Source organism: Anabaena sp. CS-542/02, assembly GCF_028331085.1.
In the GTDB taxonomy this organism is placed as follows: domain Bacteria; phylum Cyanobacteriota; class Cyanobacteriia; order Cyanobacteriales; family Nostocaceae; genus Anabaenopsis; species Anabaenopsis arnoldii.
Map to the genome: position 1 here is coordinate 1 of NZ_JAQMTM010000027.1, position 17,758 is coordinate 17,758.

The following is a 17,758-nucleotide window of genomic DNA, read 5'->3' on the forward strand; positions in this document are numbered from 1 at the left end:
ATAGCGGTAGTCTTTCTTGTAAATCTTAAGAGAAATATCGCGTCTGGCTAAGGCGTGCAAGTCTACTAAGGGATAACCGCTCCCATGCTCCCGTTGAAGTAGAAAGTAAAGTCTAGCTTTGTCTAGGTTTTATATAGCAGTATAAGGTACTTTGTTTAAGTTGACGCCCCATCATCCCCAGATCCTTTCCTTCGTGGAACTGAGCAAGAGAAGGAGGTCGTCCACTGGGACACAAACATTAACTACTCTATGCCATAGTGGAACCTGAATCTAAGCCCCACTGATGCTTGAGCAACTCTTGGTAAGTTGCTTCCCTGACCATCATCTGCTCATAAAGCTTAACCAAAAAGTCTTTGGCTTGGTCAGGACTCATGTGGTGTACTTGGGTAGCAAAAGAGCGGATGCTGAATTGCTGTTCCAAAGATAGTTCAATGGGTTGGTTCATATTAAACTCCGAGAAAGAGAACGGGTAAAATTGATCTCAATTACAGAATTAGCAAATGTATAATTAAAATTCAGTAGTGATTACACATTTGTACCTGTATATTAAGAAAGATAACAATTGTTTGCAGAATTGCCCACATCCTTATGGGTGGGGTTTGTATTTTGATATCTTGCATTTATTTAGGCTAGGGGATGTATAACCTAGGTATACCCAAGGCAACTGGGGCAGATAATGGCTTTTGAGGTAGCATCTGGCATACATTGGTTGACAGTGTACTCATTGTCGCATATCCTGTGGGGATCTGCTGACAGAGGAGTAGGAAACCTTAAGTTATTAACTGTGAATTATATTCGCCATATATGATTATGTGCAACAAGTAAATTAACCTGGTTTAATAACAACCCCCAAGAGGTAGATTGGGAGGTTAAAAATATTTTTATCAATTTGTCAAGCATAAAAATGCTCAGAATGAACAAATTTATGGGAAAGTAGTGAAAAAACCCGGAAAAATAGTAATACAGTTGCGTCTTGTTTAGCGTACTCTAAAATTTGTGTGGAGAAGCCGGAACAGCAATTGAGGATTTTCAGTCATTTGGGGTGAGGAAAATCCAAAATTGCCAATCTTGACTATTCTACAGACACCATGACTACTGTGATGTTATCATGTCCACCCTGGTGTTTGGCGGCTGTAATTAGCCCATGAGAAGCTGTTTTTAGTTCGGGAGAGTGGCGGAGGTGATCCGCAATTTGCTGATTATTCAGTTCTTCAGTGAGTCCATCGCTACATATTAACAGGCGATCGCCCAATTGAACATCTAGGGGTTGGACATCAACTTGATGCAGGTCTTTTCTGCCCAAACAACGAGATAATACATGGCGGTAGGGGTGACTTCGGGCTTCCTCTTCAGTAATGTCACCGAACTTAATAGCCCGAGCAACCCATGTATGGTCTTCTGTCACCTGTTGTAATTGGGACTCCCGAAACCGGTATAACCTGGAATCACCAACGTGACCGCACCAAGGGGAATCTGATGGGCGAAAAATCACCACCACAGCAGTAGTACCCATATCAGAGCGTTGAGGATGCTGTTGCTGATCCTCTAAAATTGCTTTATTTGCTTGCCATAGGGCATTTTCTAACAATTTGGAAGTGGGTTCATCGCTATTCCATTGGGACAGTAAAAACCCTGTTATTTCCTCGGTGGCGATGCGACTGGCTTCCTCACCCCCAGCGTGTCCCCCCATACCATCAGCAACAATAAAAAAACGCCCATCAGGGTCGATATAGAAAGCATCTTGGTTACTAGAACGAACAAGTCCCGGATCGCTAGAACCCGTGAAGTTAAGTTTCATAATTTTTGAGCACAATTAATATGTCCGGTCATAACGGTCGAGGCGTGAAAGCAAGCGAATCATTATAACTGAGACTGCGGCTGCAATCAAACCAGCTAGCACCGCCGGCCATACATAACGATTAACTAATAAAATTGTAGCCGAAAGAGTGAATCCACTGATAATTAGGGCGTAGGTTGTGCCTAGTTGAATATTACTCTGTCTTCGGAGTAAACGCTCCGTTTCTATAGAACGCACACGCACGCGCATATCCCCGCGTTCTAATTTTTCCAATGTATCTTCTAATCTCCGGGGTAACCCCAATGCAGTGCTACTAACTTGCACTGCTTGCCGACTTAACTCATTGATAAAGCTGTTATTATCAGAACCATTCATATTTGTTATTAGTTGCATGGCATATGGTTGGGCAACTTCCATAAAGTTAAACTCTGGATCTAAGCCTTTACCTACCCCCTCCAGAGTAGAAAAGGCTCGCATGACAAAAGTGAAGGTGGCGGGAAATCTAAATGGCTGATTATAGGCTATTTCATACAGGTCGTCACTGATGGCCGACACTGATTGATTTTCAAAGGGTTGGTCCATGAAGTTGTCCAACATATATTGGACAGAACGCCGTACTGGCCCCATGTCATCTGTAGGTGCGATCGCTCCTAAATTTATCAGAGATTGAACCACGCGATCGCCATCTTTTTGAGCGATTCCAAACAGCGTTTCCATCAATCCTTCACGCACATTAGACTTAATTTGCCCCATCATGCCGAAGTCGTAGAAAATTAAATCCCCATTAGGACTCACCGCAATATTACCCGGGTGAGGATCGGCATGGAAAAAGCCATTATTGAGCAATTGTAACAAGTAAGCTTGAGCGCCCTGACGTGCTAGCACCTTGCGATCTAAACCCGCAGCTTCTAAAGCCTCATATTGGCTAATTTTAATCCCTGGGACATATTCTAAGGTCAACACTCTCGGTGAAGCATAACGCCAATACACTCTAGGGACTTTTACCCATTCATAGCCGCGAAAGTTGCGACGAAAAGTATCAGCATTGCGACCCTCATTGAGATAATCAATTTCTTCCCAAAGAATACGACAGCACTCATCGTAAATCCCTAGCCAGTCTCGTCCCCGTCCCCATTTGGGGTGGTTTTGAAAGTAGCGGGTAATACCCTTGAGAATTTGTAAATCGATTTCAAATAGCTTCTTCAGTCCAGGACGCTGTACTTTCACCACCACCACATCCCCGTTGTGCAGTACAGCTTTGTGTACTTGGCCCAAACTAGCAGCCGCCAGGGGAATAGGTTCAAAATCCAGGAATAATTCCGGAATTTTCTTACCTAATTCTTGCTCAATACTGGTTTCTACTTGCTCATAACTAAATGCTGGCACTTTGTCCTGTAACTTAGCCAACTCTTCTACATATTCGCCGGGGAATATATCAGCACGGGTAGAAAATAACTGCCCGACTTTAATAAAAGTTGGACCTAAGTCCAACAGGGTATTACGAATCCAGACTGCTTGGGCTTTGCGTCTAGCAGCTTGCTTGTCCTCAGTGATACCGCCGGGGTAACTCCAAGATTTGTTGTACCGCCAAAGTTTGAACATTAAGGTCAAGACAAAAGACCAAATGTCTACAAAGCGCCGTCTACTAGAGTAATTTTCCCGATTCCAACGGTATGCCTGATCTGAATAACCTGTTTCCATATTTTTTGTGTACCGTTGGTTGTTAACCAAATCACCTGAATGAAAAGACACACTGAATCCTGAAATATTGACGAGCCAGTGTCATGTAATCATGACTAATGAGGAAATTTATACAGAACTACTGCGATAACGCTGTAATTCATTACGCAAGAGGGCAATTTCTGCCCTGAGCTCGTCAATGGTGGCTTGGACATCCACAGCATCAACACCAGAAGACCCAGAACCTGGGGTGCTGTGACCAGCGGCTTCAGCTGCCCGATTTGCCCGTTCTAGGACTTCTTCTGTGAACTGGCGCATTTGCTCTCTGGCTTCGGCATCGAATTTGCCCAAATCGCTCAAAGCGTCGGTTATAGCCACTTCTAGGCGCTCATTAATTACTTCTGCTACAGCTCTGCCTACAAAAAAGGCTTGTACAAGAGGGTTATTCATAAATTTTTGTTACGTTGCTCCGCAAGAAAATTATAACTTGCCTCTTTGCTTTAGTGCTTCTGTTAAATAGTGAGAAATTTGAAAATCAAGACATTTATTGAGGATAATGCTGGGCTAAAAAATTTTCTGCCTCGGCTGTGTCTTTGATCAGTCCATCTACAGTAGCAGCAAGTAAATCATCTAATATTTGCCGATATTGCGGCCCGGGTTTGTAGCCTAATTTCTTTAAATCATTACCATTGAGTAGAGGCTGCACGTTCACTAAAACTTCCAAATAACCCCATATCTGCCGTCTGAGGGTTCGGTCTGTTTGCAAAGCGGTTAAAATCAGCATGGGTAAATCATACGGTCGCAGCAACTGCACTATTTGACTGGGACGCTGACAAGTTGGCAATAATTCCATCACCTGTGTTTGGGCTGTAGCTAAGTTTTGCAAGCGTTGAATACCATCTTCTGGTAAGTGCAGATTTGTGGCTACCTTGACTCGGTATTGTGGTTCTAAATGGGCAATTAGGGCTTCTAGGCGCATCTCCCAGGGGATGAGGTGGTTTTGCGGGTCAAATCGTCTTAAACAGGCTTCTAACAATCGCAATTGCTGCACAAGTGATTTATCTAATTTCAGGGTCGGATGGATACATTGCAACGCCCCTAACTCATTGAGTAGTTGTAAGGCTGATTTACCATAGGGGGCTTGGAGAATATATTTTAACTCGGCTTTGAGTCGAGTCTGTAGGGACGGGGTTTTGATGTTGGTTTGGGCTGTGCGATCGTAAACCCCACTGTTAATGGCATACTTGATAAAGTCTTTTGTTTGGGCTTCTATTTCAAATCCAAAGCGGACAGCAAACCGTACACCGCGATAAATGCGCGTAGGGTCTTCAATAAAGCTGTTGGGGTGTAATACCCTAATTTGCTTGGCTTGTAAATCTATCAAACCACCGCAGAAATCCAGTAATTCCCCAGGACGAGGGGATGTCAAGCGCACAGCCAGGGCGTTAATGGTAAAGTCACGGCGATACAAGTCTTGACGAATGGAACTAGCTTCAACTTCCGGATTTGCAGCTGGGTAAGGATAAAATTCTGTTCTAGCCGTGGCGATGTCCATCCACAATGAGTCTAGTTCTGGGTCTTTGTGCCATAATAAAGCCGCAGTTTGAAAGGCACCATGAATTTCTAGCCGCGCCCCGGAATAGATTTTCTGCAGTGCTTTGGCTAGTTCTACACCAGCGCCAACATCTGCTGCTTGGTGAAAGCCATCAACTACAAGGTCTATATCTGAAATCATTAATGTCCCTGCGGCTGATTCTGCTAACAGTAAGTCTCGCACCGCACCACCTACTAAGTAAAGATGCCAACCCCGTTTTTCCGCCGCTTGGGATGCTACGGTGAGTAATTCCCACAGCCGCGGCGCTAGGCGATTTTGTAATTCTGTATTCAAGTTAGTTTTGAATTTGGAATTGGTAATGGGGAATTTATTTTCCGCTTCGGCTTGATGTAATTCCCTCAGTACGTTGGTACGGGTGACAATTCCCACTAATTGCCCATTTTCTAATACTGGTAAGCGTCCAATATCATAAGTTACCATTTGGGCTTGAATTTCTGGCAGGATGGTGTCTGGTGTGATGCTTTTAACTTTAGTTGTCATGTAGCCTTTGACTGGTGCATGACTAAATCCGTGGTGTAGGGCAATATCTATATCCCGTCGTGAGATAATTCCCACAAGTTTTCCTTGGGTATCAACTACAGATAAACCAGAATGTCCATAACGTAATAAAATTCTTTGTGCTTGGGAAATTGTGGTTTCCGGTCGAATTGTCCGGACTGGTGAAGACATCAAGTCTCTGGCTGTGGGAGGATGGGGAATTGAGGTTTTGATGCCTTCTAGGAGTTGTTGTAATATTTCTTGTGTATTTCCTTGGCGCAGACTTAGGGATGCGGCTTGAGAATGTCCACCACCGCCGAATATGTGAAATAGGAGATTGAGATTTACACCGGGAATTTGCGACCTACCAATGATTGTTAAACGCAAGTCGCCTTCTTTGTGGGTATATTCGTTTGCCAGTAGTAAGGCATCTATTTCGGTTAATTCTACAAGCTCTGAAGCTAAACTTGATAGTCCTGGTACAAAATTATCTGTTTTTATGGTCACCCAGGCGATTGTATATCCTAGCAAATCAAAATACTCTAAGTTTTCCAGGGCTTCAGTTAATAGCTGTTGTAGTTGAGGCGATAACCCGGGATCAAGATAAGTTGAAATTACTGATGCTCTGGCTCCTTGTTGCATTAACCAAGCTAAGGCTAAAGCATCTCTGGGTGTGGCACTTTCAAATGTTAATGAGCCGGTATCTACATGAATACCTAAGGCCATGACTGTGGCTTGAACTGGTGTGAGGGCAATTTCTTGTTTTTGCAACTCTTCCACAATATAGGTGGTACAGGCTCCCACTGGTTCAATGTGGGATTCTGTGGCCGGAATAGTTAGCTGTTGACTGAGGTGATGATCATAAACTATGATTTCTTCTATGTTGGATAATTCTAACCATTCGGCGGCTTTACCCAGTCGATCGCGATGTTGTGTATCAACGACTCTCAAAGAACGAATTTTTTCGGGAATGACTGAACGTCTCTCCATGATGGGATACTCATCCCGGTGCAATGCTAAAAAATCTCTCACGGGGGGATGTGCGCCGCCGCTAAGTACAATCTTACTCCCAGGCAATAAACAGCTCAAACCAACCGCTGCGGCCAAGGCATCAAAATCAGCCGTGGTGTGACAAAGAATTAAGTCCATATTCATTAGCCATTAGTCATGACTCATTAGTCCTGTGTGGGAAATATTCTTTGGTGGTGAGGGATTGATCAAGACCAACTAGAATTTAGTTCCTCATGAGTATGGTGACGCAATTTCTGCTAGCTTAACATATAAGTAAAAACTGTTGGGTCACCCTTTAGGATATTGTATCTTTAGTATTCCGCTGTTTTGGGAGAAGCAAAAATGACTATAATATTTCAATTCGCTCTGATATCTTTAGTTCTCACATCTTTTGTGTTAGTAATTGGCGTTCCTGTGGCCTATGCTACTCCGCAAAGTTGGGTAGAATCAAAAAAACTGCTCTGGGTTGGTTCAGGAGTCTGGTTTGCTTTGGTGATTTTAGTGGGTATATTAAACTTTTTTGTAGTTTAAGCGATCGCTGAGGTCTATTTCGCCAAAATAGCATAGCGCCGGAGCAGAAGAGCCAAGAACAAGATTTTCCTGTTATCTTGTTCTATTTACATAACTGTGCTCTCCTGCTCTTCAGCATTGAAGGAAGAAATGTATATTGGCCAGAGTATAGTTGATTAAGAGGCAGTCATGGCAGTTTTTGAGGGAACTTTTGCTCCAGCCGAACCGTTACATTTAGCAGTGGTTGTGGCTCGATTCAACGACCTTGTTACCGGGAAGCTGCTAGAGGGTTGTCAAGATTGCTTGAAACGCCACGGTGTAGACCCAGATCCCTATGGTACCCAGGTGGACTATGTTTGGGTTCCGGGAAGTTTTGAAGTACCTCTGGTAGCACGCCAACTCGCACTTTCCCATCGTTATGATGCGGTAATTTGTCTAGGTGCTGTCATTAGGGGACAAACGCCTCATTTTGATTATGTATCTGCTGAAGTTTCTAAGGGGATTGCAGCCGCTAGCTTCCAAACTGGTGTGCCGGTAATTTTTGGCATTTTGACGGTGGATACCATGCAGCAAGCTTTAGAGCGGGCGGGTATTAAAGGCAATCATGGTTGGGATTATGCCATGAACGCTCTGGAAATGGCTAGCCTGATGCGACAATTGCGGTCTAGTCTCACAGAGTTATCCCCCCAGAATGGCCAGTCTTTACCAGGATCTTTTTCTAGTCCAAGTTTGGGCAGTTTAGCCGCAGAGTCAAAAGAAGTAGGCTGAGACTGGTTCTGAGTGCCTCCGCTCCTCTCCTTGTCCAGGAGAGGTAAAACTGGCAAAACAAAAATTTATCAGATGTCAAAATTGGGGGTTGACAAATAAAAATATATCTGAGATGATAAATAAAGTATGGAGATTGCGGGTATAGCTCAGTGGTAGAGCGTCACCTTGCCAAGGTGAATGTCGCGCGTTCGAATCGCGTTACCCGCTTGTAAAAAGTAAAAACTCTAAGTTAATATATATACTAAGAGCATTTACATTAAGTTAGAGAGTTTGGGGTGTAGTCAACTTGTATTTTATGGGTGTACTACACATGATCTGGTCTCGCTACTGGAATGGCAGCATGATATACAATCTGCTGGGCATTTATATAGGGGAACCAAACCCCAAACTATTCAGGGAAGGTATTCTCTTCACAACAAGAAACACACGCTCAAGTTATTAGAACGCTTGTGCCATCTCAAAAACCCGAAAAAATTGACTTGAATGGGGAATATATCTGTCCCTGCCGTCGCAAAGGACAGTTAGTTCCAATTACACTTACAGAAGCATTTGGTTGCGATCGCTGTCAACAAATCTTTGTAGTGCAAGATAATGGACATATCTTAGAACAACTTCCAACTAGCTATCCTTACCAGCGAGCCTGGTACTGGACGGGAAATAGTTGGCGTGTTGTGCCTACTCAGATGAGACAAAGCTATCTACCTATAGCATTAGGGATTATTTTCGTGCTAGTGATTATATGGTTACCATTAGCACTGCAATTGGCAAATAGTTCTAGAATTATTGCTTGGGCAATAGTAGCTGTACTGTTGGCTATTCTGCCAGCACTGATGGTCTGGCTTACTTACAGACGTTAATTCAATGACTGTTGAAGTTTTGGATGATTACCCTGAACCTATTAATAGCGCTAAACGCGCTTATCAAGCTTCCCTTAACTTAGGGTATACCAAGGGATTAGACCGCAGTCGGGCTGTGTTGGCAATGGCTCAGGCACTAGCAAATTCCTTTGACGACATTTTAGAAGCCAACACTTTGGATTTAGAAGCCAGCAAAGAAATGGCTGTACCAGAGTTGATTTTAGATTGGCTAAAGCTGACTCCCACTAGGTTAGAAGCAGCAGTAGAAATTCTGCAAAGGTTAGGAGAAATTTCCGACCCCTTACGGCGAGTCAGAACTGCTAACTATCAACTAGAAGATTCTCAAAGTTACACTCAGTTAATGCCTTTGGGAGTGATAGGATTTATTTATGAGGCTTTTCCTGATTTAGGGGCGATCGCCGCCGGTTTATGTATCAAAACTGGTAATAGTATTATACTCAAAGGCAGTACAGAGGCGAGTCATTCCAACCAGGCCATAGCCAATGTCTTGCAAAGCGCCATTGAGGAAGTTGGTTTACCCTCTGGTTGTGTGGAACTGATTAAGGCAGAACACGGTGCTTCCATGCGAGATTTAGTCACCCAAGACAAATATGTGAACTTAGTCATACCCTACGGACGTTTTAGCTTAGTCCAGCAGGTAATGCGGCAGTCAACTTGTCCAGTGTTAAAGTCAGCAATGGGTAACTGTTACCTTTACTGGTCTGTGAATAGCAGCTTAGAGATGGTACGCTGGATGATTATAGATAGCCACGAAAGCGAACCAGACCCAGTAAACGCCATAGAAAAAGTATTAATTCATCGCCAGGCTTTGCCATCATCTTTAGCAGTTCTGTGGAACAGCTTGCAAGAAAAAGGCTTTCAAATTAAAGGAGATGAAGAACTGGTAGCAGAGTTTCCCCACCTACAACCGGTCAAAGCAGGTGAATGGGGTAGCGCTTATTTAACAAAAACCGTATCATTTAAACTGGTAGATACTTTAGAAGATGCGATCGCTTGGATTAATCAATATAGTAGCGGACACGCTGACTGTATTGCCACGGAATCCTATCAAGAAAGTCGCCAGTTTGCTTTGGGGGTGAATAGCGCCTCCACCTACATCAACACTTCCCCCCGGTTTTCTCGTAACCCTTCCCGTGGAGATTCAGTATTTCTGGGTATGTCTAACCAAAAAGGACACCGCAGGGGGTTTGTTAGCCTAGAAACTTTAACTACTGCTAAACATATTATTCAGGGTAATGGGAGGTTTTAGACGTGAACAGGGAAGTCAAAATGATGCTGCAATTGTTTGTCAAGGTTATCAATTTTTCTAAGAGCACTATTTTGGACTTCAGGGGTGATGTCGGAGATGCTTGACAGACTTGTCACAAGTATTGTCCCCATAAAACACGCATATGGTTATTATATCAGTGTCTTTATATAGTCTGCTGACTCTGGGCTACATCCCATTTGCCCTAACAGATGTCTGGAGGCCAATTGGCTACAAGATTTAAGAGGATGTTTTAAAAGGGGGGGGAGGGCTGGGAAGAAAGCTCACAAGGTATAAGCTGAGATTTGTAGATATCAGCACCTTGTGAGTAAACGAATAAAGTATACCCTAGCAACCTAAGATGGGAACAGTATCGCCATGATTCCCATCATACTCAGACGACTGGCTTGATTATTGACTAACTTTGATTTTTAAAACATCTTCTTAAGTTTTGTCAAGATTGTATGAACTTAGTCTAGATGAGGTGCAGTTCCCATGAGTTTTAACCAGCGATAATTAGAAGCCAATGCGGCACTAAAATTTGGGCAAACATTGTATTTAACGCCAAAATCTTGACAAACATCAGCTAATATTTTAGATATTTGAGGATAATGAATATGGCAAATATTCGGAAATAAATGATGAACAACTTGATAGTTAAGACCACCAAGATACCAGGTTAAAAATTGATTATTGGGAGCGAAATCAACGGTAGTTCTTGTTTGAAATATTGCCCATTCATCCTCAATCTTTAAATCACCACTGGACTCAATAAAGTCTGCTGCTTCCATAACATGAGCCAGCATGAAAATTGTAATACTCACCAAGCCATAGGTCATATAAGTAATACAAAATCCTATAAGCGCCTGAATAGGTGTATATCCGATAGTAATTGGTATTCCCAAAAACAGCCCTAGCCAAATAAATTTCCCACTTACAAAAATCAACAGGTCTATTGGTTTAAGCTTAGGAATATCATAGGTGTGATATTTCCGGTTAACCGTAATGAAACCAATATCATGTATAGACCAATAAAAGGGTATGATAGTATATATCAACCAAATGAATATATGTTGAAACGAGTGATACCATTTATGCTCAACATAGACAGTCATCCTCACTAATCCACCACCATGTATTTCTACATCATGCCCTAATAAATTGGTGTATTTATGGTGGAGAAAATTATGTCTAAACTTCCACAAATAACTAGATAAACCAATGATATCATAAGTGATACCCAAGATATTATTGACAATTTTTTTGCGAGAGTAAGCACCGTGATTTGCATCATGTCCTACATTAAAAGCAACACCAGCAATTCCCAATCCTAAGAAAATACAGCTGATGAGTTTTATCCATATTTGTGGTGGTCCGAAGAGAGTAAATACCCAAGCAGAGATTACCCAGGAAAAAAGGACTGCTGTTTTAATGTACATTGCAGGATTATCTCTAGTAGAAATATTCTGCGACTGAAAATAAGCATCAACCCGCCGATTGAGTTCTTTTCTAAAACCGTAGTTTTTGGTAAAAGTTACTTTTGGTTGTGTTTGTGTCATATATGTCCTTGCACTGGATTGTATTGTGGGAGAACTTGATTCTCCTGAGATTCTCCTATCCACCGGGTGTGTGAGATCAAAAAAGCCCGCCAAAGCGGACTTTCTTGGTATGGCTGTGAATGATATTAGCCTAGTTTTGACTCTTAGAAGTATAGTAAACCTTGCTACCTGTATCCGGTACAAATTTACAGCTAACAGCAGAACGCCATAGAGATTTCCAAATAGGTTCCTCTGACTTGCGGAAATATTCACCCATCACTGGTTTAATCGCCTCAGTCGCCTTCAACAAATTGTAATGGGGAATGTTAAGGAATATGTGGTGAGCAACATGAGTACCAATATCATGATGAATGTGATTTACCCAACCGTAATCACGGTCAATACTAGAAATCGCGCCTTTGAGAAAAGTCCAATTTTCCCCACGGTACCAAGGAATATCTGGCTCAGTATGATGTAGAAATGTTACCAAATCTAACCAAATCACAAACACAATGTAGGGCATAGCGTAGTATTTTAGCAGCCACATCCAACCCCATTGATAGGTGAAGAAACCTAGTAAACCTACCATACCAATCCACAGTATAGTACTAGTCAACACATCGGATTTTTCCGATGGCTTAAACAGGGGACTGCTAGGTGAAAAGTGAGAACCTTCCTTACCTGGAGAACGCTGAAATAAATACACCGGATAAGCCAAAAGAAAGACATAATATCGTCCTATCTTTTGCAATAGTGGCATTTCCTTGTACTGGGATTCGGTCACAGGATACCAGCTTTCATCATTATCGATACTGCCAGTATTTTTGTGGTGAGTTCTGTGGCTAATTCTCCAACCATGATAAGGGACTAGTATTGGTGTGTGGGATAAGTGTCCAATCAAATCATTGAGCCATTTTTGCTTAGAAAAAGATTGGTGTCCGCAGTCATGTCCAACTACAAACAAAGCCCAAAACATTGTTCCTTGCATGAGCCAGAAAACTGGCCAAAAATACCAAGAATCTAGATAATAAGCCACTGCATAAAGTAGGCTAATAATCAAGATGTCACGAAAAAAGTAAAATAGGGATTTAGTTACATTTGGCTGAAAACATTCAGCCGGTATAGCAGCTTTCAAATCCTGAATAGTAAAGGGAAGTTGGGTTTTTTCCTCAGACAATTTACAGTCATCAGAATTATTGAAAGCGATAGTATTTGATGGCACTTGATTCTTTTGTGGGATAAAAATCAGACTTTTTTGACATATTTTTGGGATTAGCTTTCACTAATACCCTATAAGGTAATCTCTGGTAATTCAACTCAGCTTAAAAGTAGATTAAGAATTACCAGAGCCTATTTAATTTACAGGATAATCAGCACTGTTGCAAGTATTGAGAATGCAATTTATGCCGGGTGGTATTTATTGTTGTTTTCCTGCGTAATACTCATTGAAGGTCTGATAGCCAATATCAGTTTGGTACAGTTGACATTGGTCTGTGATTTGCTTCATTAAAGACCAAGAAAACTGACATTCATCATGTAGATAAGGCTGCCAATTTTCCTTAATGCTGCTATAGGCTAGACGCAAATTATAAGCAGGGATAGCAGTAGAAATGTGATGGGGAACGTGGACATTGATATCATGGCAGAGGATTTCTACCCAGCGGGGATAATCACAATGAATGGTACCAAATAGTTGTGCTAAAGCCTCATTCCACTTGTTAGCTGTTTCAAAAGAAACATCTGGGGCGGTGTGATGAACAATTGTGAAGGTACTCATCCAAAAATGGTAAACCATCCAGGGTAGTAGCCAAAATTTGACAAATCCCCAAATACCAGTTGTAGCAATCAAAAGAGGAAAAACAATGGCGGCAAACACAACTACTACAACCACAGAAAGCTTAACACTTGATTGGTCTTTGGTTTTGAATTTCCGCCAATCAAAATGTACCACTGCCCAATGTCCAATGGAACCTACCCACCACAGACGCTGACGCATAAACCTTTCAAAGGCAAATTGCTTTAAGGGTGACCAATTGGTAAACACATGTGTTCTAATGGGATGCCAAGCATTATCCTCATCCAACTTGTTGGTATGAGCGTGGTGATGATTATGCTTAATTCGCCAGCTGTGGAAGGGGTAAATTAACGGCATCATAAATAAATGCCCCACTAAATCATTTACCCACATACTTTTAGCAAAAGACCTGTGACCACAATCATGGCCGATGACAAAAAAACCTGTTAAAGCAGTACCGGTAAAAATCCAAGCTAGGGGTAAGAGAAACCAAGGACTGATGGTGAGCAGATAGTAGCCCAAGGCCACCATAGAAACACTGATGAGTACTTGTGTCCAAGCCTTCAGGGTGTTTTTCTCAAAACATTCCCTGGGTAAGCTTTTGATAATATCTTGTAGCTTCAGCTTGGGTTCCCCAAGGTGGTCACCTAGTTTTTGGCTGTTGATTATTGATGTAGTCATGAATACCTGGAAAACAACAGACTTCCCTACCAATTCACCAAAAAGGTGGATGGACGTAAAGTTTCTTAACATTAGCGTCTTGGATTATAGCAATCTCAGCTACACAAGCGCACTATTTTTATTAGCTATAGAAGATAATTTTCCCGGTGGTGAATGGTTATTAGTTTTTCAGGGAAATTACCTTTGACCCACTATTAACCAATCACCCGGAAATTACTGCCTTTTGCCTGCCAACTTGACATTCGTAGCTAGACCGAGTAATTGCAGTAATTGAATAGTCATCCAAGTTAAATCGATTTCCCACCATTCCAGCCCGTGACGAGCAGAGTATTGATAGGCATGGTGGTTATTATGCCAGCCTTCACCGAATACTAGCACAGCCACCCACCAGCAGTTAGTGGAGCGATCGCCAGAATCATGACTACGATAACCAAATTTGTGAGTAGCGCTGTTCACCAACCAGGTGCAATGGTACACCCAGACAATGCGAACAAAGATACCCCAGACCACAAAAGGCCAGCCACCCAGATACATGAGTAATAAACCCAGTGCCACCTGAATCAAAATAAAATATTTCTGTAAAAACTGATAAACTGAGTCTTCGGCAATATCTTTGGTGAAACGAGGAACGTCAGCATGAGAAGGAGAGTGATAAATTAACCAACCCATATGACTCCACCAGAAGCCTTTATTGGAATCATGGGGGTCTGTGTCGGTATCAGAATGTAAATGATGAATGCGATGTGTACCTACCCATTCAATTGGACCTCCTTGACAGGCCAATGTCCCACAAAACACCAAGAAATATTCCAGCCATTTGGGAGTTTGAAAACTGCGGTGAGTTACCAGACGGTGAAAACCTAGAGTAATACCCAATCCACCGGTTATCCAGTAAAGTAATAAAGCCACACCAACGGCATTCCAGCTAAAGTTACTAGGAATCAAAGCAAATAAAGCGCCGATGTGCAGAGCAATGAAAAAGAGGGTATTCACCCAGTTAATTTGAGGTTTAGTTGAAGTAGCAATTGTCATGCAATAACCCGAGTTGAAATTGTCTAGCCTAATCTGCGTGATTGGAAAATCCGCATATCTAACTAATTTTTTGTGAAAGAGGAACTAATGAACAGCGTGGAACAGCTGCGGCAAGCAGAACAGGCACTGTTAGAGATTTTTTCTGGAATTGACGATCAGGTCAAGCATAATCTGAAAAGAGTCCTGGATGCCTTTCGTCATCACCGTGTTGGGGCACACCATTTTGCTGGTGTCAGTGGTTATGGCCACGATGATTTAGGAAGAGACACTTTAGATCAAGTGTTTGCCGAAGTCATGGGTGCTGAAGCGGCGGCGGTGCGAGTACAGTTTGTTTCTGGAACTCATGCGATCGCCTGCGCCTTATTTGGTGTGCTCCGTCCTGGAGATGAGATGTTAGCAGTAGCTGGTTCTCCCTACGATACGCTTGAAGAAGTCATTGGTTTACGAGGTAAAGGCCAAGGTTCCCTTCTTGAGTTTGGCATAAATTACCGCCAATTGGAGCTAACCCCCCAAGGAACTATAGATTGGCAAACCCTAAGTAGTAGCATTGCTGAGAACACCCGGTTAGTGTTGATTCAGCGTTCTTGCGGGTATTCCTGGCGGCCGAGTTTATCAATTAGCGACATAGAAAAAATCGTTTACCTAGTGAAACAGCAAAACCCCAACACCGTTTGTTTTGTAGATAACTGTTACGGGGAATTTATTGAAACCAGAGAACCCACAGATGTTGGTGCCGATTTAATCGCCGGGTCATTGATTAAAAATCCTGGGGGGACAATCGTCACAGCAGGGGGTTATATTGCTGGTCGTGCTGACCTAGTAGAAGCAGCCGCTTGTCGTCTCACAGCTCCTGGGATTGGTAGTTATGGTGGTGCTACCTTCGACCAAAATCGCCTGTTATTCCAGGGCTTATTTTTAGCTCCCCAGATGGTAGGGGAAGCTATGAAAGGAACTCACCTAACTGGTTATGTATTCGATAGATTAGGTTATCCAGTCAATCCTGCACCCCTAGCACCCCGTGGCGATGTCATTCAAGCCATTAAACTCGGCTCTGCTGCCAAACTAATTGCCTTCTGTAAAGCCATACAACAGCATTCACCCGTAGGTTCCTATCTCGACCCCATTCCCGATGATATGCCGGGCTACGAGAGCCAAGTAGTCATGGCTGGGGGGACGTTTATTGAGGGAAGCACTTTAGAATTTTCTGCCGATGGTCCTTTGCGTGAGCCTTATGTGGTTTATTGCCAGGGGGGGACTCACTGGACCCATGTGGCGATCGCATTAGAGGCGGCGATAGAAGCGGTGGGAATGGCTACATAGGTTGAGTGAGATTTACTCTGGTAACTTATACTGTCCTACAATCCTCTTCGCAAACTCCGGCACATGAGCCTCTAACTTCTCTGGATAATTGCGCCTTACATACAAATAATTCCGCGTAAAATGGGAATCAATGGAAAAACGCGCATACTCTAAACCCTTGGGTCCGATTTTTTCTATTACCACACCCATGAGTTTTGCCGCCCACATGGGTAGTGTTACCCCTTTGTCGTAGGCGGGAATACTTTGTTGTACTGCTTCTTTTCGGTTCCCTTGGGATGTGACTGGCTGGGTGTTTAATTGGTCTTGCACTAAGTCAAGCATTTGTTTACCTGTATCATTTCTAACGACAATCCACTGCCAGCCAAAGGGTGCGCCCATGTAACCTACCACTAGGTCTGCTAGGGAGTTAACGTAGTCAAAGCAGGTCATGCAGGAGGGGGCAAAGACATCTTTGAGTTGATTGGTTTTTAAGCCAAAAAATGGTACTTTCTCGATGGATCCGTCTTCATGTTTGAAGTGAATGCGGAAGTCTTGCATGAATTCATAATGTACCACTGTCTCTGGTGAACGGCTGGTAGTTTCTAGGAATTTTTGTAGTCCGGCGCGGGTAACGTTATCTACGCAGGGTGTACCTAAAACATACAGTTTTTCTAACCCTAGTTGTTTTTCTACGGCTCTGAGGGCTTGAATTTGGCAACCTACACCAATTACTAATAACTTTTTCAGCCCCGATTTTTCTATTTGTTCTAAAACCGAAAGGTTGGGGGATAATGTGGGTTTATTTACCCTGGCTGCCAGTATTTCTTCTGGGGTACGGGCGATGATGGGCATGGGTTGAAAGCGGTCTTCTTTGGTGTTTTGCACACAGATAACGCCCTCTACTAAGCCGCGATTGAGCATTTCAATGGCAATGCTACTCACAATACCCGTCCATTGTGCGCCTTCTATGGGCTGCTGTTTTTGCGCTGCGATCATGTCTTGATGAACGCCAAAGTAGAGTTCGGTTTCGTTATCTAGGTCGCGCGATCGCTTATGGGTTTGTTCTTCAAGTCCCTCTATCTGTTGATTAATAAAAGCGCAGGCTTCCTTGACATAATGAATATAATATGTATCACATAGTCCGCACTCGCTACACAATTCTTTGGCGGGGCGGCGGCTGGTCGGTTTCAGGGCTTTGGCTTTTTTATGGGGAGAAACTGAGGTCATATAAATTTTTTTTGTTTTATCCAGGAATCGCTTTTATTACCATACCTGCTATATAAAACCTAAACAAAGCTAGACTTTACTTTCTACTTCAACGGGAGCATGGGAGCGGTTATCCCTTAGTAGACTTGCACGCCTTAGCCAGACGCGATATTTCTCTTAAGATTTACAAGAAAGACTACCGCTATCATTGCTTGGTTTTCGCG

15 protein-coding genes and 1 tRNA gene are annotated in these 17,758 nt (G+C 42.8%); 6 read left to right on the forward strand and 10 right to left on the reverse strand.

The genetic code is table 11. The annotated features are described in order from the left end of the window. Positions 1-247: 247 nt before the first annotated feature. The 5 genes from PN447_RS02460 to PN447_RS02480 all read right to left on the reverse strand — a co-directional run bounded on the left by PN447_RS02460 (position 248) and on the right by PN447_RS02480 (position 6,719). A complete protein-coding gene (locus PN447_RS02460) occupies positions 248-445 on the reverse strand; it encodes an NblA/ycf18 family protein (RefSeq protein WP_271760535.1) in 198 nt (65 codons plus the stop codon). A 627-nt stretch (positions 446-1,072) separates the two neighbouring features. Beyond that, complete coding sequence (locus tag PN447_RS02465; protein WP_271760537.1) at positions 1,073-1,798, reverse strand: Stp1/IreP family PP2C-type Ser/Thr phosphatase; 726 nt, start codon at positions 1,796-1,798, stop codon at positions 1,073-1,075. Positions 1,799-1,813: 15 nt separating this feature from the next. Further along, positions 1,814-3,499 carry an ABC1 kinase family protein gene (locus tag PN447_RS02470; protein WP_271760539.1) on the reverse strand — a complete coding sequence of 562 codons (1,686 nt, stop codon included), beginning with the start codon at positions 3,497-3,499 and terminating at the stop codon, positions 1,814-1,816. 108 nt (positions 3,500-3,607) lie between these two features. Further along, positions 3,608-3,928, reverse strand: coding sequence for a DUF6825 family protein (locus tag PN447_RS02475; protein ID WP_271760540.1), 321 nt, complete (start codon positions 3,926-3,928; stop codon positions 3,608-3,610). Between the two features lie 94 nt (positions 3,929-4,022). Further along, positions 4,023-6,719 carry a CBS domain-containing protein gene (locus PN447_RS02480; RefSeq protein ID WP_271760558.1) on the reverse strand — a complete coding sequence of 899 codons (2,697 nt, stop codon included), beginning with the start codon at positions 6,717-6,719 and terminating at the stop codon, positions 4,023-4,025. Between the two features lie 204 nt (positions 6,720-6,923). Here PN447_RS02480 and psbZ point away from each other — a divergent pair, with 204 nt between their 5' ends. The 5 genes from psbZ (at position 6,924) to PN447_RS02505 (ending at position 9,986) form a co-directional block, all read left to right on the forward strand. Continuing rightward, positions 6,924-7,112, forward strand: coding sequence for a photosystem II reaction center protein PsbZ (gene psbZ / locus PN447_RS02485; RefSeq protein WP_271733212.1), 189 nt, complete (start codon positions 6,924-6,926; stop codon positions 7,110-7,112). Between the two features lie 168 nt (positions 7,113-7,280). Continuing rightward, positions 7,281-7,859, forward strand: coding sequence for a 6,7-dimethyl-8-ribityllumazine synthase (gene ribH, locus PN447_RS02490; RefSeq protein WP_271760542.1), 579 nt, complete (start codon positions 7,281-7,283; stop codon positions 7,857-7,859). Between the two features lie 135 nt (positions 7,860-7,994). Next, positions 7,995-8,066: transfer RNA gene (locus PN447_RS02495), tRNA-Gly, on the forward strand. A gap of 242 nt (positions 8,067-8,308) precedes the next feature. Beyond that, positions 8,309-8,716, forward strand: a complete 408-nt coding sequence (locus PN447_RS02500) for a hypothetical protein (RefSeq protein ID WP_271733214.1) — start codon at positions 8,309-8,311, stop codon at positions 8,714-8,716. A gap of 4 nt (positions 8,717-8,720) precedes the next feature. Next, entirely contained in the window at positions 8,721-9,986 is a 1,266-nt protein-coding gene (locus PN447_RS02505; RefSeq protein ID WP_271760545.1) for a glutamate-5-semialdehyde dehydrogenase, read from the forward strand. A gap of 467 nt (positions 9,987-10,453) precedes the next feature. Here the strand turns inward: PN447_RS02505 and PN447_RS02510 are convergent, their stop codons facing one another. The 4 genes from PN447_RS02510 to PN447_RS02525 form a co-directional block, all read right to left on the reverse strand. After that, on the reverse strand, positions 10,454-11,542 hold the full coding sequence (locus tag PN447_RS02510) for a fatty acid desaturase family protein (protein WP_271760547.1): 1,089 nt from the start codon (positions 11,540-11,542) through the stop codon (positions 10,454-10,456). Positions 11,543-11,672: 130 nt separating this feature from the next. Next, positions 11,673-12,743 carry a fatty acid desaturase gene (locus PN447_RS02515; RefSeq protein ID WP_271760549.1) on the reverse strand — a complete coding sequence of 357 codons (1,071 nt, stop codon included), beginning with the start codon at positions 12,741-12,743 and terminating at the stop codon, positions 11,673-11,675. Positions 12,744-12,938: 195 nt separating this feature from the next. Next, on the reverse strand, positions 12,939-13,997 hold the full coding sequence (locus PN447_RS02520; protein ID WP_271760551.1) for a fatty acid desaturase: 1,059 nt from the start codon (positions 13,995-13,997) through the stop codon (positions 12,939-12,941). 213 nt (positions 13,998-14,210) lie between these two features. After that, positions 14,211-15,029, reverse strand: coding sequence for an acyl-CoA desaturase (locus PN447_RS02525; protein ID WP_271760553.1), 819 nt, complete (start codon positions 15,027-15,029; stop codon positions 14,211-14,213). 87 nt (positions 15,030-15,116) lie between these two features. On the opposite strand from PN447_RS02525, the gene PN447_RS02530 reads away from it, so the two are divergent. Beyond that, positions 15,117-16,349, forward strand: a complete 1,233-nt coding sequence (locus PN447_RS02530) for a methionine gamma-lyase family protein (RefSeq protein WP_271760560.1) — start codon at positions 15,117-15,119, stop codon at positions 16,347-16,349. 12 nt (positions 16,350-16,361) lie between these two features. Here the strand turns inward: PN447_RS02530 and PN447_RS02535 are convergent, their stop codons facing one another. Continuing rightward, positions 16,362-17,555 (reverse strand): Coenzyme F420 hydrogenase/dehydrogenase, beta subunit C-terminal domain, encoded by a 1,194-nt coding sequence (locus PN447_RS02535; protein ID WP_271760556.1) that lies wholly within the window; start codon positions 17,553-17,555, stop codon positions 16,362-16,364. Between the last annotated feature and the right edge of the window lie 203 nt (positions 17,556-17,758).

Excerpts from the sequence above, each read along its gene's own strand:
- PN447_RS02460 (WP_271760535.1), bottom strand. The coding sequence starts at position 445 with ATGAACCAACCCATTGAACTATCTTTGGAACAGCAATTCAGCATCCGC.
- PN447_RS02480 (WP_271760558.1), bottom strand. The coding sequence starts at position 6,719 with ATGGACTTAATTCTTTGTCACACCACGGCTGATTTTGATGCCTTGGCC.
- psbZ (WP_271733212.1), top strand. The coding sequence starts at position 6,924 with ATGACTATAATATTTCAATTCGCTCTGATATCTTTAGTTCTCACATCT.
- PN447_RS02505 (WP_271760545.1), top strand. The coding sequence starts at position 8,721 with ATGACTGTTGAAGTTTTGGATGATTACCCTGAACCTATTAATAGCGCT.
- PN447_RS02510 (WP_271760547.1), bottom strand. The coding sequence starts at position 11,542 with ATGACACAAACACAACCAAAAGTAACTTTTACCAAAAACTACGGTTTT.
- PN447_RS02525 (WP_271760553.1), bottom strand. The coding sequence starts at position 15,029 with ATGACAATTGCTACTTCAACTAAACCTCAAATTAACTGGGTGAATACC.
- PN447_RS02475 (WP_271760540.1), bottom strand. The coding sequence starts at position 3,928 with ATGAATAACCCTCTTGTACAAGCCTTTTTTGTAGGCAGAGCTGTAGCA.
- PN447_RS02465 (WP_271760537.1), bottom strand. The coding sequence starts at position 1,798 with ATGAAACTTAACTTCACGGGTTCTAGCGATCCGGGACTTGTTCGTTCT.
- PN447_RS02530 (WP_271760560.1), top strand. The coding sequence starts at position 15,117 with ATGAACAGCGTGGAACAGCTGCGGCAAGCAGAACAGGCACTGTTAGAG.
- ribH (WP_271760542.1), top strand. The coding sequence starts at position 7,281 with ATGGCAGTTTTTGAGGGAACTTTTGCTCCAGCCGAACCGTTACATTTA.
- PN447_RS02535 (WP_271760556.1), bottom strand. The coding sequence starts at position 17,555 with ATGACCTCAGTTTCTCCCCATAAAAAAGCCAAAGCCCTGAAACCGACC.
- PN447_RS02470 (WP_271760539.1), bottom strand. The coding sequence starts at position 3,499 with ATGGAAACAGGTTATTCAGATCAGGCATACCGTTGGAATCGGGAAAAT.
- PN447_RS02520 (WP_271760551.1), bottom strand. The coding sequence starts at position 13,997 with ATGACTACATCAATAATCAACAGCCAAAAACTAGGTGACCACCTTGGG.